The organism is Desulfatiglans parachlorophenolica (assembly GCF_055394735.1).
In genome coordinates this window covers 2,659,084-2,675,624 of record NZ_AP042460.1, presented here as the reverse complement: position 1 = coordinate 2,675,624, position 16,541 = coordinate 2,659,084, and the positions used below count along the sequence as shown (strand labels likewise).

13 protein-coding genes are annotated in these 16,541 nt (G+C 60.0%); 10 read left to right on the top strand and 3 right to left on the bottom strand.

All coding sequences use genetic code 11. The features are described from left to right. Nucleotides 1-13: 13 nt before the first annotated feature. From ACZ500_RS12450 to ACZ500_RS12420, 7 genes are all read left to right on the top strand, one after another. Nucleotides 14-199, top strand: coding sequence for a hypothetical protein (locus ACZ500_RS12450; protein ID WP_464232796.1), 186 nt, complete (start codon nucleotides 14-16; stop codon nucleotides 197-199). Between the two features lie 741 nt (nucleotides 200-940). Next, nucleotides 941-1,327 (top strand): DsrE family protein, encoded by a 387-nt coding sequence (locus tag ACZ500_RS12445; protein WP_464232795.1) that lies wholly within the window; start codon nucleotides 941-943, stop codon nucleotides 1,325-1,327. A gap of 150 nt (nucleotides 1,328-1,477) precedes the next feature. After that, nucleotides 1,478-2,968 (top strand): hypothetical protein, encoded by a 1,491-nt coding sequence (locus tag ACZ500_RS12440; RefSeq protein WP_464232794.1) that lies wholly within the window; start codon nucleotides 1,478-1,480, stop codon nucleotides 2,966-2,968. A 130-nt stretch (nucleotides 2,969-3,098) separates the two neighbouring features. Next, nucleotides 3,099-4,871 carry a hypothetical protein gene (locus ACZ500_RS12435; RefSeq protein ID WP_464232793.1) on the top strand — a complete coding sequence of 591 codons (1,773 nt, stop codon included), beginning with the start codon at nucleotides 3,099-3,101 and terminating at the stop codon, nucleotides 4,869-4,871. Between the two features lie 164 nt (nucleotides 4,872-5,035). Continuing rightward, on the top strand, nucleotides 5,036-8,368 hold the full coding sequence (locus ACZ500_RS12430) for an AAA family ATPase (RefSeq protein WP_464232792.1): 3,333 nt from the start codon (nucleotides 5,036-5,038) through the stop codon (nucleotides 8,366-8,368). A gap of 460 nt (nucleotides 8,369-8,828) precedes the next feature. Beyond that, nucleotides 8,829-8,954 carry an NAD(P)-binding protein gene (locus ACZ500_RS12425; RefSeq protein ID WP_464232791.1) on the top strand — a complete coding sequence of 42 codons (126 nt, stop codon included), beginning with the start codon at nucleotides 8,829-8,831 and terminating at the stop codon, nucleotides 8,952-8,954. Between the two features lie 48 nt (nucleotides 8,955-9,002). Continuing rightward, nucleotides 9,003-10,178: an FAD-dependent oxidoreductase gene (locus ACZ500_RS12420; RefSeq protein ID WP_464232790.1), complete on the top strand. Its 1,176-nt coding sequence runs from the start codon at nucleotides 9,003-9,005 to the stop codon at nucleotides 10,176-10,178. 45 nt (nucleotides 10,179-10,223) lie between these two features. Here ACZ500_RS12420 and ACZ500_RS12415 read toward each other — a convergent pair whose 3' ends face one another. Together ACZ500_RS12415 and proC are read right to left on the bottom strand one after the other, a co-directional pair. Further along, complete coding sequence (locus ACZ500_RS12415; RefSeq protein ID WP_464232789.1) at nucleotides 10,224-11,813, bottom strand: C40 family peptidase; 1,590 nt, start codon at nucleotides 11,811-11,813, stop codon at nucleotides 10,224-10,226. A gap of 46 nt (nucleotides 11,814-11,859) precedes the next feature. Continuing rightward, the gene (gene proC / locus ACZ500_RS12410; protein ID WP_464232788.1) at nucleotides 11,860-12,675 is read right to left on the bottom strand and encodes a pyrroline-5-carboxylate reductase; all 816 of its coding nucleotides are present in this window, start codon (nucleotides 12,673-12,675) and stop codon (nucleotides 11,860-11,862) included. A 735-nt stretch (nucleotides 12,676-13,410) separates the two neighbouring features. Between proC and ACZ500_RS12405 the strand changes: the two genes are divergently transcribed. Continuing rightward, complete coding sequence (locus ACZ500_RS12405) at nucleotides 13,411-15,174, top strand: formate--tetrahydrofolate ligase (RefSeq protein WP_464232787.1); 1,764 nt, start codon at nucleotides 13,411-13,413, stop codon at nucleotides 15,172-15,174. A 101-nt stretch (nucleotides 15,175-15,275) separates the two neighbouring features. On the opposite strand, the gene ACZ500_RS12400 is transcribed toward ACZ500_RS12405, so the two are convergent. Next, nucleotides 15,276-15,440, bottom strand: coding sequence for a hypothetical protein (locus ACZ500_RS12400; RefSeq protein ID WP_464232786.1), 165 nt, complete (start codon nucleotides 15,438-15,440; stop codon nucleotides 15,276-15,278). Between the two features lie 173 nt (nucleotides 15,441-15,613). Between ACZ500_RS12400 and ACZ500_RS12395 the strand changes: the two genes are divergently transcribed. Together ACZ500_RS12395 and ACZ500_RS12390 are read left to right on the top strand one after the other, a co-directional pair. Beyond that, nucleotides 15,614-16,069, top strand: coding sequence for an Hsp20/alpha crystallin family protein (locus ACZ500_RS12395; RefSeq protein WP_464232785.1), 456 nt, complete (start codon nucleotides 15,614-15,616; stop codon nucleotides 16,067-16,069). Between the two features lie 24 nt (nucleotides 16,070-16,093). Next, nucleotides 16,094-16,483, top strand: coding sequence for an Hsp20/alpha crystallin family protein (locus ACZ500_RS12390; RefSeq protein ID WP_464233044.1), 390 nt, complete (start codon nucleotides 16,094-16,096; stop codon nucleotides 16,481-16,483). The last annotated feature ends 58 nt before the right edge of the window (nucleotides 16,484-16,541 follow it).

Below are 16,541 nucleotides of genomic sequence, written 5' to 3'. Positions count from 1 at the left end.
TTTCCATCCGGAAATGGACTTTTTGACCAATCTCGGTGTCAATCTGCACGTTTGCTTGTGCGGCGACCTGCAGGTCGCCTCCGCACAAACGCTTGATTTCCTTGATATTGGCCAAAAATCCTCATTTCCGGATTGGAAACTGAGTTCTACCGCGAAATCATTTCCGGATGGATACTTTCTAGCTGCTTACCCGGCATGATGATTGAAAACCGGCCGGTTCCCATCCGGAAGTGATCTCCCTGCTTCCATCAGGTTTCTATCTGGAGGCCGCGGTTTCCCCCGCCGATTGATCGACCCGCCCGAAGCCCTCCCGCAAGGCTGGCCCTGGGCGGGCCGCGCTTCCTTCCTTTCGCGAATTTCCCGCCTTTGCCCTGATTTCCTTTCCTCCGAAGATCCTTTTATGCCGTGACCGGACCTCCCATCCGGAAATGAGCGGCGAGGCTTTGAAGGATAAGGGGCTTTTTCGGAATTGGTTGCCCTTTCGTCAGAGGATGAAAACCCGCTCCTTTGCGTTTTCGGTGGGGCCTTGAATGAACTCTCGGCCCAACGCTGAGCAATCCCGCCGGAGTCAGCGCCGAAGCGGGCGTGCGCCTGAGGCGCCCGCGGGTGCTATGTTCAACGGATGTTTAAAAATGAATAGATGTTAACAATTATTTTGACAGGTGCACCTTGAACGGTGACTGCCAGGGTGTTGCTGTTTGCGTGAAATAAGCCTTATTAACAATAACTTGTCTAATTTTTATCCCTGCAAATAATGCCCCATTTGCGCGTCTGAACGAGGCGGCATCCCTCTTGCTATATCAACTTGGTGAAGGCCTCATGGACGAAGACCCAGGTGACGGCCCTGGCCGAGAGGTTGTGGAGATTGTGTGCGGAAGACTCTGAGCGGGTATCGGATCAAGAGCGCCTCGATCCAAAGTGAGATCGACGGAGGAGATGTATGAATCAAAAAAAGGATGGTCAAGGCGGGACGGATCGGGTGGTGATTACACTGGCGTGCGGGACCAACAATCCCAATCGCTCGGTGCGGGCGCTGCACCTGGCACAGGTCGCGCACAAGATGGGGAAGCGGGTCTCGGTGTTTCTCATGGACGAGGCGGTCTATATCGCACGAAAGGGCATCATGGACCATCTGAGGGCGCCTACGGGCGATATAGCCGACGATATCGTCGCCTATCTGCAGGAATTCGAGGTGCCCATCTACGCGTGCGCTCCCTGCGCCCAGTCGAGGCAGATCAGCGCGAAGGACCTGCTCGAAGGGGTGACTATGGCGCCGGCAACGCTGCTCTTCGAATTGGCGGACGGTGCCACCGTGATCTCGCTTTGATGGATTGCGCATCTCTGATGGAGCGCATCGAAGAATGGGCGGATAGCTGCCGTTCGGGGGCGGTACTGTCCGGTGAAGCGCTGAGGGTATGGGGTGATGGGTGAGATGTTCCAGACAATCCTATTAGATCTTTATAAAGGAGGGGAAGTGATGAAGAGGAGACGTCGAATGTTGGGGTGGTTGGCATCGGTGGCCTGTTTCGGGTGGATTCTTTGCAACTTTGAGGCGACGGCCTCGGCGGAGATCGGCCAGATGTCGCCCAAGAGCAAGGATATCGAAATCGATTTTTTCGGCAGCCTCAAGATGTATCCGACCTTTATGGACAACGTCGATTTCAACAAGATGGACACGACGCGCGATTATATCATGGATGAAAACGGTCCGATGGCCGATTTCGCGATCCGGAACGAGATCCGGGTCGGATGGCTCGGGAAGGGTAAAAATTGGGACTTCATGATCATTCTGGAAGGCGATTTCACGCTGAACAAGGAGAACGCCGACCGGGGGGCGGACTCGTCCACCCCGGTCGACAGCGGAATGACCGGTGAGGATTTTGGGATCGAAAAACTCAACGTCAGCTATGACTTCGGTCCACTGGCCGTCCATACGGGATGGAACACCCAGCAGTTGGATATCAATACCGGCGGTCTAGTTTACGGGGATGACCACCCCTACGTCAGCTTGACAGGCAAGATCGGCGCGGACTTCAGGTGGCAGGCCCTGTTCCTGAGCATCTTCGACAAGATCGAAAACATGGACAAAGGTAAGGCGATTGGTCCTCTGGATGCGGACAGCCTCGATTGGCGTGTCTACAGCTTGAAAGGCGTCTATCAGATGGGACCGTTGGCGGTTTCCCCGTTTTACGCCTTTAGCGACAACAACAAGGACACCCAGTATGCGCAGGTGCACTACCTGGGGGCGGAGATGTACGGAAAGGTGGGCCGGTTCGTCCCCCGTTTCGAGGTGGTCTGGGCGACCGGAGACACCCATGCGGATGAACACGGCCGGGCGTATGACATCAATGCATTCGCCGCTTATGGATCCGTGGACTTCGAGGTGGACCCGCGGTTTATTCCCTACGCCGGCTTCAAGTGGGAGCAGGGGGACGACGATCCGACAGACCAGGACATCGAGGCTTTCAACTCGATCGGCGACATAGCGCGGTATACGCCCACCTTCGGCATGGAGAACGCCTTTCTCTATCGTCTTGTGCCGACCCTGGGCACCCACCTCTACAGCGGCAATTTCAACTGGCTGCCCAAAGTCCTGGGAGTGTCCCGGACGCCGGGATACGGCGGCATCAGCAACAGCTCGTCAGGGGATGCGCCGGGTCTTCTGATGCTTGGCGCCGGCGCCAAGGGTGCCTTTGGGGCGCTTTCCTATAAGGCCCAGGCCATGTATCTGATGTTCGACACCTCCGACGGTCTGCAGACGCTGCTCGGACGTCCCATCGACGATGAGGTTGGACTTGAGTTCGATTTTCTTCTCACGTATACTTTCAACAAACACTTCAGCATCGGCAACTGTTTTTCAGTGTTTGACCCAGGGCAGGCCGTTCAGGACATCTGGGATCCGATTACGGGGAACGGGAACGATGAAACGGCCATCATGAACACGATCGAGTTCATCTGGGTCTGGTGAGGTCAAACCGGCGGAGTGCGTGAAGATTCGCTGCCCGCCGGCATTTCATAAACGGCTCGAGGGATGGTTTTTCCGCTGTCGACCTGTTTGAATTTCGAACCCGACCCAAAGCGCAGGAGGCTTTCCATCGATGAGATCTTACAAAGGGTGTTGGATACCGCTGGCGGTTCTAGGATTGGTTTCCCTAGCGGTGATGCCTGCCCGGTCAGAGGCGGAGCAGAATCCTTTCCCTTCTCTGGTCAGCTTCCTGGAAGAATATGTCGGGACCCCTTTCCGGACCGTCGGTCGGGTGAAAGAGGTTGGAGAAGGCCGTCTGCTCATCGAGAAAGGGGCCGTGCCCATGAAGGTGGGGGAATGGCTGTGCATCTCGAAGGAGGACCCGGAGCGCTCCCCGGCTCTGAAAGCCCCGGCGGCGTGGGTGGTTCTCGAAACGCTGTTCCCTGAAACGGCGCTGGTGCGTGTTGCGGATGTCCCGTCCGCCCCGCTTTCGCCGGGAGACCGAGTGGTTACACCACCTCCCCCGCGGATCCATGTCCGCGGCGATGCACTGCGGCCCGGCGCCGCCCCTTTCTTCGAAGGGCTGGTGCAAGAGCTCCTCGAAAAGGGATATTATCTGGATATGAATGCGGACGGGGGCGCGGGTTCCGCCGCCCAGCGCCACGATCTGAAACTCGGGTTGATGCAGGGGGAGGGGACCCTTATCTGCCGGCTCAGCACGGTCGAAGGAGACCGGGTCATTTTCTACCGGACGGCGCAGTCGCAGCCGCATGGCGCAGCGGTCTATCCCGTTGGCGCCCAGGGGGCGCCACAGGGGACGGCAATGAGTCGCTCCTCCGCCGGCGACTCCCCTGCCGAAGCTTCGGGACCCTCCTTCCAGCACTCGAAGCCTGCCCGAAGCCTTGAGCTCTTTCGGCTCGATGATCCCGCAAGCCGGGTCGCCGGCTGCCGGCCGGAGCCAGGCGGTGCGACGCTGTTCGCCTGCCTGGGGGAGCGGGACCTGATCCTCTATCGGGCGGAGAGTGGCGTCCTTGAAACAGTCAGCCGTTTGCCCTATCCACAGACGGCGATCATCCCGTTGCACCTGCACGCCTGTGACCTCGACGGTGACGGGGGAGACGAACTGCTGCTTACCTTGACCCTGCCGGTCATGACCCTCGACAAGCAGGACAACCGGTTGAGTTCAATGGTCGTGACGTATCGAGATGGAACGCTGAAGCCAGCCGCGGAAGGCCTTCCCTTTTACCTGCGGGTGATTCAGGACGCGGCGGGAAGACAGGTGGCGCTGGCACAGAAGGAAGGAGACTTCCGCCAATACGATGGTCCGATCTTTCGCGTCGAGTGGGATGAAGCATCCAGCGCTCCAAAGATCACCGAACCCTACGCTCCGGCTGCCGGCGTATATTCTCTCTATCAATTCAATCTGGTTCCAGGGGCCGAAGACCGGGTCATCATCCTCGAGAAAGATGGAAATTTGCACGGATACATTCTCCCGGAAGAACGCCCGGCTGCGTTCGGCGAGAACGGGGTTGGGGGTTACAAGGTCACCTCCTATCCTCTCAAGTTGGAGGAGGACATCTTTATCGGGGGATTCGATCGGAGGGCGCACGACGAGGTCTATACGGCACGACGGTTCGAGATGCAGAAGGGTTTCGACGGTCAGATGTTTACGATCAGCAAAGGGCGAAGAGGGATGCTGTCGAGCTTTACAGAAAAGATCGTGGCCGGCCGGCGCGATTATGATCAGTTGGTGGCAGTCAAGTGGCTAGGGGAGCGAATTCAGCAGACGTGGGAATCCGATAGGTATGAGAAGGACCTCATCGATTTTACCTTTTTAAAGGACCCGGGCCGTATTCTGATCCTCTTCCGGGATGCGGACGGGTACGCGCTGGAGGCAGTTAACTGAGGATTGTCGAGCCTCTCCCAGGGGGATGCCTTGGCATCACTCTGCCTTCCTGAGGACTGGATCCGGGCCCTCACCCAGCCTGGATTCAGTTTTTTTTGTGCACGCCCTTTTGAATCAGGAGAATGTCGCCGCAGGACAGCCGGCATGTGAGGAACGAAGAACTTATGAAGTGCCCGGATTGCCAGTTCGAAAACGCCGAAGGCGCGTGGTTCTGCAGCCGCTGCGGCAAGGCGCTTCCGCGTCGCTGCGAGCGATGCGGGGCGGAAGTGCCGGGTGGATTCGCCTTCTGCGGGCGGTGCGGGTCGCCGGTGGGGTCCCCCGCATCTGGCGGCGGCGGTGAAGAGAAACCGGCATCCGGCTACACCCCCCCCTTCCTGATGGAAAAGATCCTCAGAGGCCACTATTTGAAGGAAGGGGAGAGAAAGCGGGTCTCCGTCCTTTTTGCCGATGTAGCGAATTTTACCGGAATCTCGGAACAGCTCGATCCGGAGGATGTCCACCAGATCATGGACGGGTGCTTCGAGATCCTGGGCAAAGCGATCCACGGTGCCGGAGGGACCATCAATCAGTATACGGGCGACGGCGTCATGGCTCTGTTCGGCGCGCCGGTCGCCTACGAGGATCACAGCCAGCAGGCCTGCCGGGCGGCGCTCGAGATCCAACACGCCCTGGAGGCCTATGGGCGCGGGCTAGAGGAGCGCCACGGGGTCGTTTTCAGGATGCGCATCGGCATCCATACCGGATTGGTCGTGGTGGCGGCCATCGGCGATCATCTACGGCTGGACTACACCGCCCTTGGAGATACGACGAATCTGGCTGCACGGCTGCAGTCGCTGGCGCCGCCGGGCGGGATCCTTGTTTCGGAGCGGGTCTGGGAGAGTGTTCAGCCCTATTTCCGTTTTCTGGATATGGGGACCTTGGCGGTCAAGGGCAAGGCTGAAAGCGTGCATGCCTTTCAGCTTTTGGATGAACTGGAGGAGGCCCAGGGTGCTTCGGCAGGGAGGGAAGAGACGCCTTTTCTGGACCGCGAGAAAGAGATGGAACTCCTGAAGTCGTCCTTTGTCGAGGCGTGCAGGAAGGGGCCGCGCCTGATGCTCGTGACCGGTGAGGCCGGCGTCGGCAAGTCGCGGCTCCTCGGCGTTTTTTGCCGCGCCAGGGAGGCCGAGGGAGCCATGGTCCTGAGGGGCGGGTGTCGGCCCTACGGAGAGACGGCTGCGTTTCACCCGTTGCTGTCGGCTTTCAGGGCCTATTTCAGGCTTTCCGGGCAGGAGTCCGAGGGGGAGCTGGAGGCCCTGCTGGATGCGCGGGTGAGCGATGAGACGGTAAGGCGGCGTCTGCGCAAGGTTGTGGTGCGTTTCAGTACGATTCAGCGGGTGGAGGGGGAATCGGAGACCGCACTTGCGGGAAGAAAACGAATTCTTTTTAAAGAGATACAGGCTGTGCTCGAGGCTGTTGCGGCCCGGAGCCCGCTGATTCTTTTGATTGACAACATGCAGTGGGTCGACGGCACCACCCGCGAGTTTCTGACCTTTCTCTCGGAGTCCCGGGAACGCCCGCCTATCCTGGTGATCTGCGCCGGGCGTTCCACCCCCGTTCCCTGGATCAGGACGCTCGTCAGACATTCCATCCATCTGAGGCCGCTGTCCGACCGCGATGCGGAGGACCTGCTGGTATCGGTCCTCAAGACCCGCCTCCTGGAGGAGCGCCTCGCGCGCGACCTGGTTTCCAAGGCCGGCGGAAATCCATTGTTCGTGGTCGAAATGGGCCGCACCCTGCTGCGGCGCGATCTGATGGTCTGCGGGCCCGACCGCTGTGTCCTGAAGATGCCGGTCGATGCGATCGATATCCCGGACAACGTCCATGGTGTCCTGGCGGCCCGGCTCGATGCCCTCTCAGGCGGTCTGAAGTGGACGGTCCAGGTCGCCTCCGTTCTCGGACACGATTTTTCCCGGAGCATGCTCGAGGCGGTCGGGCAGAATGGGACTGACCTCGACGACCGGCTCACGGCGCTCGAAAAGGAGGGGATCATCGAGAGGCTGGACAGGGGGGGAAGTCAAGAAGGCGCGACGTTTCGCTTCGTTCATCCGATGATGTGGGAGGTGGCCTACCATACGCTCCTGCGTCGTGAGCGCGTCCAGTTGCACCGGCTGGCGGGTGAAGCCCTGGAGAACGTGCCTGCCCAGGATCCGGCCGGTCGGATCGGGAAGATGGCCTATCACTTCTATTATGCCGGCGTCTGGGAAAAGGCGCTCACTTACACCCTCAAGGCCGGCAGGCAGGCGCGTTATTCCTATGCCTGCCATGAGGCGCTTGCCTCCCTCGACCGGGCACTCGATATCCTGAGGCGGGCACGCTTCGAAACGCCGCCGGTTAGGATCGCCGAGATCTTCCATTGGAAGGGCCGGATGCATTATTGCGTCGGCCAGATGGAGGAGGCGCGCGGCGCGTTCGAGAGGATGCGGAGCGAAGCCCAGCGGACCGATGACCGGTTTCTGGAGGCGACGGCCCTTTTCCGGCTGGGATGGATTTCTTTTTACATCCATCATCCGCGTTCCGCCGAGAGATTTCTGCTCAATACCATCGAGGCGGGCCGGAAGGGAGAATGGCCCGGCCTGGTCTTGAAAGCCCGGAGTTTCCTGGGGTTTGTCTATGCGGTGCTGGGCAAGCTCGAAAAGGCGCGTCCGCTGCTGCTGAAGGCGCTCGAAGACAGTGAACGGGAGCAGGATCTCGAGGCCCGGGCGTGGGCGGCGGCCCATCTTGTGCAGTACTACAACTGGACCGGCGATTACCAGGATGCTCTCACCTTGAACGAATTGATCGAGACCCTTAACGAAAAGATCAAGAGCCCGTACTTCAAGATTCTTTTCCTGTTTCGGAGCGGGTTGATCCACGGAGCCCTTGGGCATCTCGACAAGGCCGGGACGGCCTTGTTCTCGGGATTGAAGAGGCTGGAGGAGGGCGACGGCCGATTCTGGAGGCCGCGATTCATGAACACCCTAGGGTGGATCCATGCTGAGGGGGGTGAACTGAAAGACGCCCTGGAGCTGAATACCGAGGCCTGGAAGGATGCGCTGACGACGGGGGACCCGGAGACGATCTACAATGCCCGGATCAACATGGGGGAGAACCTTCTGCAGATGGGTGATCTCGGCGCTGCCCGGGAGATCCTGGACGGCGTGTGGAGTGAACTGCGCAAACCCGGGATCTCCTATACGCGATGGCGGTATAAGACGCGGCTTCTGATCGCGCTCGGCGAACTGTACGGAAGGCTCGGTGAGCGGCAGGCGGCTTCGAGATATGTCGGCCAGGCCCTTCGCATCGCCAAGAGAACGGGGGCGAGGCGCCACAGGGCCCGGGCGCTCCTCGTGCGGGGGACGCTGTTTTGCAGTTCGCGCCCGAAGGCCGCCCGGAAGTCGCTTCAGGAGGCGCTTGAACTTGCCCGGGAAATGGGCACGGTTCTGCTCGAAAAGCGGATTCGGGAGGCCGAGGGCGGGTAAGCCGCTGAACATGCGTCTGATGCCTTTCCCGGAGCCGGTGAGTTTTTCACCGAGACTCTCCGCTTTTTTCAAAAGGCTTGCAATAGCGGCCAATGCAGACGAGAATCGAAAGGCCCGATCGGTCGCTGGGTTTCCAACCGGATTGGGTCTTTTTTTCACCCGTTTTGGTTGCTTTGTCCCAGCCCTTTGGGGTAAACCCCCGTTTGGTCAATCCAGGCGTCGATCTGTGCGTTTGTTTGTGCGGCGGGTTGCAGGCTGCCTCTGTGTAAACGCTCGATGTCCTCAATATTGAGCAGCAAACCTCATTTCCGGATTGGAGGCCTGCCGATTCGGGCTTGGCCGGGGGTTGGGGAATTGTGTATCCGGGGCTCGCTGTTTGGGTGGTGCAGGAGGGCGTGAATCCGCCGACTGCCGAGTTTTCGCGGTTCATCGATGAATGGAGCGGAGGGAGGGATTTTCGATGAGATTCGTGATCGTTGGTGGGGATGCGGCCGGCATGAGCGCAGCGAGCCGGGCCAAGCGGCAGATCCCCGATCTCGAGGTGGTCGTGCTCGAGCAGACATCGGACGTATCCTATTCGGCCTGAGGCATCCCCTATAATCTGGCGGAGCCAGAGCGCGGGATAGAGGATCTGGTGGTGCGGGAGGCCCACGTCTTCCGGGAAAAGCAGGGGATCGACCTGCGGACCGGCCATCGGGTGGACCGGATCGATCCGGCAGGCAGGCAGGTGACGGGCATCCGATCAGACGGCGGCCGCTTTGAAATCGCTTACGACAAACTTTTGCTGGCAACCGGTTCTTCGCCGATCATCCCTGACTTGCCTGGTTTCGAGCTGCCCGGTGTGATGGCGCTCAAAAGCCTGGAGGACGGACGGAGGATCAAGGGGTTTTTGCGTGAACGGCGCGTCGAGCGGGCGCTGATCGTCGGTATGGGATACATCGCCCTCGAGATGTGCGAGACATTCCGGTCTCTTGGCATCGACACCGCCATGGTGAAACCGAGGCCGATCTTCCTGCCTTGGGCGCATCGCAAGCTGGCGGACCGCGTCCGGGCGGAGGTGGAAGAAAACGGCGTACGCCTCTATCTAGGGCAGGATGTCCTCCGCATTGAAAGGGGTGAGGAGGGGCTTCGGGTGCATTGCACGGAGACGGTCCTCGACGTGGATTTCGTCCTGGTGGCCATCGGCGTAAAACCCTGCAGCGAAGCCGCCGCCGAGGCTGGACTGGAGCTCGGCCCGGGGGGGGCCATCGCCGTGGACCGCAGCATGCGGACATCCGCTCCGGATATCTATGCGGCCGGAGACTGCGCGGATGCTTACCATGTGGTCACCGGGGAGAAGACCTGGATTCCTTTGGCGCTCAGGGCCAATCGGGCGGGTTGGGCCGTTGCGGACCACGTCAGCGGCCAGGATGTCTACCTCGACGGGATCGCCGGCACCTCCGTTTTCAAGGTGTTCGACATGCAGGTGGCCCGGACGGGTCTTACGGTCAAGGAGGCTTCCAAAGCGGGTTTCGATCCGGTCGAAGTGGCCATCGAGGCCTCATCGCGGGCGCACAGCCATCCGGGAGCCTCCCCGCTGCTGGTGCAGATGGTGGGAGACCGCTCATCCGGGCGGATGCTCGGCGTCCAGATGGTGGGGCGTGAAGGCGCAGCGCATCGGACGAATGGGCCGGCGGTCGCGCTGCACCAGCACATGACCGTTGAAGCCTACAGCCAGTGCGACCTGGCCTATGCGCCCCCGTTCAGCCCGACTTGGGATCCGACGCTGGTGGCAGCCAATCAGCTCCTGAAAAAACTCGAGGGCGGCTGAGCACCTGTGGAGGAGACAGTGGCGGTAAAGCAAGGATGCCGTACATCATCGATGAAGGATGTCGGCAGGATAAACGGCGGCGCTGTTGAGAGCGGGGTGTAATTCGACACGTGAGTTCGTCTGATTTTTCACCGTCGCTTCTTTAATCGGGCCGAGGATCCGGACCGCCCGCAGGCGATCGAGCCATGATCCGCCGCGGGCGCCTTCTCCGAGACGAAGGTCCGTCACCGCCACCCGCGCGACGATGCGGGTCAGGTCGTTCGGTGGGGCGGGTTCGCGATAGGCCCACACGTTGTGGATTGCATAAACGCGCCCGCCGACGCTTCCGAGATAGAGCATGATATGGCCGCGCATATAAAGGAGGGTTGCGCCGCCGTCGGCGCCGCCGGCGATGAGTCTTTCCTTTTCGGAGGCCGGGAGGGCCGGGGCGAACCCTTCCAGGGGTTCGCCCACCAGGGCCTGGTCGGCCGAGTTGCGCGGCAGGTTGATTCCCACCGTGGCGAAGACCTGCTGAATGAACCGGGAACAATCCTGTTCACCGTCCAGTCCCCCCCAGCCGTATGGCTCGTGCAGCATTTCGAAGGCCTGCTGGATGACCCGGCGTGCGGTAAAGGGAAAGGCCCCCCGGTGCAATGAACTGGAGGACACAAAGCCCGGCCGCGTCCAGAGGCGCCCGGATGGTCCGCGGATGGGCAGAAGGATGCGCGCCATGTCGGGGTCTGCGTCGATCAGCGGCAGCCTTGTCCCCATCCGCATGTACTCGTGAAAGATCGTTCCGGATCGATCGAGGAAGACGTCGACCTTGGCGCTGCAGGCTACGGCGGTTTCTTCCGGATGAACGAATGCCCCCCATTGGTCAGGGGCGCAAAGCGCGATGTCGCGGGTTTGCGTCCATCCCGCGCACAGTTCGGAGACCGCGTAGAGCCAGCCGCCGTCCCGGCTTTCATGCAGCACGACCAGCGGGGTTCCCAGGTCAAGGGTGCTGTTCTGCAGTCGGTCGAACATCCTTCCTTCCGTTGAGCGATAGAGGCCCGTAAGCGTTGGCAGGACCCTCTGGAAGGTCATCCCCGTCGTTACACCATAGCGGGGCGTCACCCGTTCCAGGATGGCTTCCAGGTTCATGGCATTCTCGAGGAAATCGAAAAAATCCGGCCCCGCCTGGGCGCCGCCCGGGAGGTAATAGGCCCCGAGCCGATGTTTCAGGAGCGCGGTTTGAAGGGTCTTCCGAAGGCGCGATCCGGCATAGGGAGCCGAGAAGGCGCCGAGGTCTTCCGAAAGCCCCAACTCGCTGCGTATCCGCCGGTTGAAGGCCTCGATTTCGGGGGGTGTCAGGATGACGGCATCCGGCGAGGGATGCCGGGCGATCCAGAAGCCAGGCCTTTTCATGGGACGTTCGATGCCGGGGAGGGGGTAGTCCGCCGCCGGATGCAGCCTTTCCGGCTTCGCGCAGGCGGAAAAGAGGCCTGCCAGGCAGATCCCGGCGAGGAGCCCGAGAATGATGGCGAAGCGGGACCCGGGCCGGGCCGGAGCGGCAGTGCGCTTCCAGGTGGAGGCACCTCTGGTGGATCTGCCTCCGGAAACCCGGCCGAGGAAGCCTCGAAGCGAAGCTGTTCGATGGGGAGGACGTTGCCTCATGGAATCCTGACCGATATGCGGGCTGAGGTTGAGCCAGGCCGGATGCTCAGTCCTTTCCCAGTTCGCGCGAACGGTTGCAGGCGGCCTGGATGGCGTCCACGATCATCGGTTCCACCCCGCGTTCGTTCAGCACGTTCAACCCGGCCGCCGTGGTTCCGCCCGGTGACGTGACCATTTCGCGGAGCCGGGCGAGGGGCTCCCTGGACGATCCGGCCAACTGAGCGGCCCCGGCGAAGGTTTGCACCACCAGGGCAAGAGCGGTCTCTTCACTCAGGCCGACGGCCTGCCCCCCGGCCACCATGGCTTCCATCAAACGGAACACATAGCCCGGGCCGCTGCCTGAAAGCGCCGTGACGGCGTCCATGAGGTCCTCGGTTACGATGACCGTCTGTCCAACGGCCTGGAAGATCCGCTCTACCAGGTCCAGGTGATTCTGCCCGGAACGGGGGTTGCCGGCGATGGCGCTGATGCCCATCTGGACCAGCGCGGGGGTGTTGGGCATAACGCGGACGATTGGAACGTCCCTGGCGAGCAGCGTCTGGATGAGACGAAGCGGAATGCCGGCTGCGATGGAGACGACCAATTGTCCGTCCCTCACCACCGGTTGGATCTCGGCGAGCACGTCACGGATGTTCTGGGGCTTGACGGCGAGCACGAACAGGTCGCTTTTTTGGACGACCTCCCGGTTGCCGGTGCATGGTATGATCCCGAAGGTCTTTACCGCTGTGTCTACCGATTCGGGTGCCTTGTCGAAGACGCAGATCCTTTCCGGCGGAAAGATGCGGGCCCCGGTCAGGCCTTTAAGGAGCGCACGGGCCATGTTCCCGGTGCCGATAAAACCGAGGGTCAGATCCTGAAGCATTCGCTGTTCCTCCTGAGAATGAGCCGACTCGCACGGCTCGGAGTAGAACCTGTCTGTGTTCCACAACCATTTTTTGGGTGGAAACCTGCCCCTGCAGCCTCCGTCCGACAATGCCGCCCGCCGGGGTTTGAACCTGTCCGGAGCGGGTTTTCTGCACGGGGTGAACCCTCTCAGACATACCACTTCGGCTGGAGGGAGCGCAAACCGAAAATGGGCGGATAGCTCGTGAAATAATGAACATGATTACGCTTGACCCTGTTTTCTTTTTGTGGTAGGCAGAATCCTGCTTAAATACCAAGACCTCTAAGCAGTACCCTGCCGGAGATGCTTTTCGGGTTCTGGCCGGTTCCAAATCCCGTAACGGGGATGCCGTTTTCCGGATTCGCACGCTCCCTTTCACCCCTTTTGGGCGTCTTCCGGTTCGGCCAGGGTCATGGAATCGGGAAGATGAGCGGATGGAACCTGCCGGTCGTATCAGTCACCTCGCAGATCGACGCAGATACCGGCCTGAGAAACGGTTTCCCGGTTGAAATCGGGCAATCTGTGTACGGGACGATGGCGCGAACCGGGATGTCTTGAAGGTCCGGAAGCATCGAGCGGTTCCGGTTTGGCGGGTCCGATGGGGAGGACACTGGGGCGAGGCCGCAATGTACCGACCGACGGAACCGTGCGAATGGATGAGGGTTGGATTTCCGAAGTATTGGAACATTAACGTTAGAAGGAGGATTGCAAAAGATGGCTTATGATGCGGTAAACATGGCTGACTGGCAGATTTCCGAAGCCGCGGAAAAGAACATGCCGACTCCCGAGGAGTGGCAGGAAAAGCTGGGCTTGCAGAAGGATGAGATGCTTCCCATGGGAAGGCTGGCCAAACTGGACTTCCTGAAGATCATCGACAGACTGAAAGACAGGCCCGACGGAAAGTACATCGAAGTGACGGCTATCACCCCGACGCCCTTGGGTGAAGGTAAGAGCACCACCTCGTGCGGGCTGATGGAAGGCCTTGGCAAGAGGGGTGTGAGTGTCGGCGGCGCCCTCAGGCAGCCTTCCGGCGGCCCCACCATGAACGTGAAGGGTACGGCGGCAGGCGGCGGCAATTCCCTCCTGATCCCCATGACCGAGTTTTCCCTGGGCCTGACCGGTGACATCAACGACATCATGAACGCCCACAACCTGGCGATGGTGGCTATGACCGCCCGTATGCAGCACGAGCGCAACTACAACGACGAGCAGTTGAAGCGCTTGACCGGGATGCGGCGCCTGGACATCGACCCGACCCGCGTCGAGATGGGTTGGATCATGGACTTCTGCGCCCAGTCGCTCAGGAACATCGTGATCGGCCTCGGCGGGCGTCAGGACGGCTATACGATGCAGTCGAAGTTCGGCATTGCGGTTGGTTCCGAGTGTATGGCGATCCTGGCCGTTATCCGCGACCTGGCCGATTTGAAGGCTCGCCTGAACAACATCACCGTGGCCTTCGACAAAAGCGGCAAGCCGGTGACCACCGGCGACCTCGAAGTCGGCAATGCCATGACGGCCTTCATGCGCAACACCATCAACCCGACCCTCATGTGCACCGCCGAATACAACCCCTGCATGGTGCATGCCGGTCCCTTCGCCAACATCGCTGTCGGGCAGTCCTCCATCATCGCCGACCGCGTCGGCCTCAAGCTGTTCGATTACCACGTGACGGAGAGCGGGTTCGCGGCCGATATCGGATTCGAGAAGTTCTGGAACGTCAAGTGCCGTTTCAGCGGTCTGAAGCCCCATGTGTCGGTCCTGACCACCACCATCCGCGCCCTCAAGATGCACGGCGGCGGCCCCAAGGTCGTCCCCGGTATCGCCCTGCCGGAAGCATACACCAAAGAGAATCTGGCATTGGTCGAGAAGGGTTGTGAGAACATGATCCACATGATCGGCGTGATCCGGAAATCCGGTATCAATCCGGTCGTCTGCATCAACCGCTTCTACACGGATACGGACGCTGAGTGCGCCTTGGTGCGGAAGGCCGCCGAGGCGGCCGGTGCCCGCTGCGCCGAGTCCAAACACTGGGAAAAGGGCGGTGAAGGCGCATTGGAGTTTGCCGATGCCGTCATCGATGCCTGCAACGAAGAGAACGAATTCAAGTTCCTGTATCCGACCGAGATGAAGCTGCGCGAACGCGTCAACATGATCGCCAAGGAAGTCTACGGCGCCGATGGCGTCGCCTGGGCCCCCGAGGCCGAGGCGAAGGCCAAGATGCTCGAGAGCGATCCGAAGTATGCGGACTTCGCCACGATGATGGTCAAGACGCATCTCAGTTTGAGCCATGATCCGACCATCAAGGGTGTGCCGAAGGGTTGGACTCTTCCGATCCGTGACGTCCTCATCTACTCGGGCGCCAAGTTCCTCTGCCCCTGCGCCGGTACCATCAGCCTGATGCCCGGCACGGGTTCGAACCCGGCTTTCCGCCGCATCGATGTCGACACGACGACGGGGAAGGTCTCCGGTTTGTTCTAGGGACATCTTTTTCACAGCCACAAAAAAAGGGGCGAAAGCCCCTTTTTTTGTGGCTTGAGAGTATCTCCTTCCACAAGAGTATCGGCTGTGCTCTATAAAATTCAATCCGGTATGCCGCGATATCCCTTGACAGAGCGGAATTGCGATTTAATTTCCATCCGTAAATGGTCTTTTTGGCCAATCTCGGCGTCAATCTGCGCGTTTGCTTGTGCGGCGACCCATAGGTCGCCTCCGCGCAAATGCTTGATTTCCTTGGTATTGGCCAAAAATCCTCATTTCCGGATTGGAAACTTTGGCGCGCCGGATGTTCTTTTTCGGATAGACACGATTTAAATAATTTTTAGGAATCACCCCTTCGTGAGACCCGGGATCTCGAATGGGGAAGGGAGAGTGGCGGTAGGACAACGATATGCAATGATGTCTTGAGGAGGTGATATCCATGGCGATCATCAGATGGCGTTATCCCTCGGAAATGCCCGCTGGCGGGGAGTTGAGCCGATTACAGGAAGAGATGAATACGCTGTTCGACAGGTTTTTTGGAAAAGGCACCGCTGTTTCGACTTCGGGCGTTTATCCACCGATCAACATGACTCAGGACGACGATTCTATCTATCTGAAGGCGGAGTTGCCTGGAATGGCTCCGGGTGACATCGATGTGACCATCGAGGACGATAACCTCATCCTCAAAGGCAATCGCCGGACTGATGTGGCGGAGCCGGATGTGAGCTATCATCGACGTGAACGGGGGGCGGGGTCCTTCAGCCGGACCATTGGCCTTCCGGTGCGGATCGTCGCAGAAAGGGCCACGGCTGAAACGCGCAATGGTGTATTGAACCTGATTTTGCCCAAAGCGGAAGAAGTCAAACCCAAAAAGATCGATATCAAGCTTTCCTGAAAGGGGGTGATCGCATTGGCAGACATGGAACTTCAGAGCACCGGAAAAAAGCAGGTCGAGCCCAAGGCCGAATTGACCTATGCGCGTCCGGTATTCACGCCGGCTGTCGATATCTATGAAACCAAAGACGCCCTCGTGGTACTGGCCGATATGCCGGGCGTAGATCAGAACGGCGTTGATATCCATCTCGAGGAAAACATGCTCACGATCCGCGGGAGGGTTGCGGACGAGAGCGAGGATAAAACCACGATCTACAGCGAGTACAGGACAGGCGACTACTATCGGTCCTTCACGCTCTCCAACTTGATCGACCAGGAACGGATCGAAGCGGCGATCAAGGACGGCGTTCTCAAGTTGACCTTGCCGAAGGCCGAAACGGCGAAACCGCGGCAGATCGCCGTGAAGGCGGGTTGATCCCGAGGCTGGACAGAGATTCCAATTTGCGGCAAAAAAGAACCCGCACCCCCTGAAG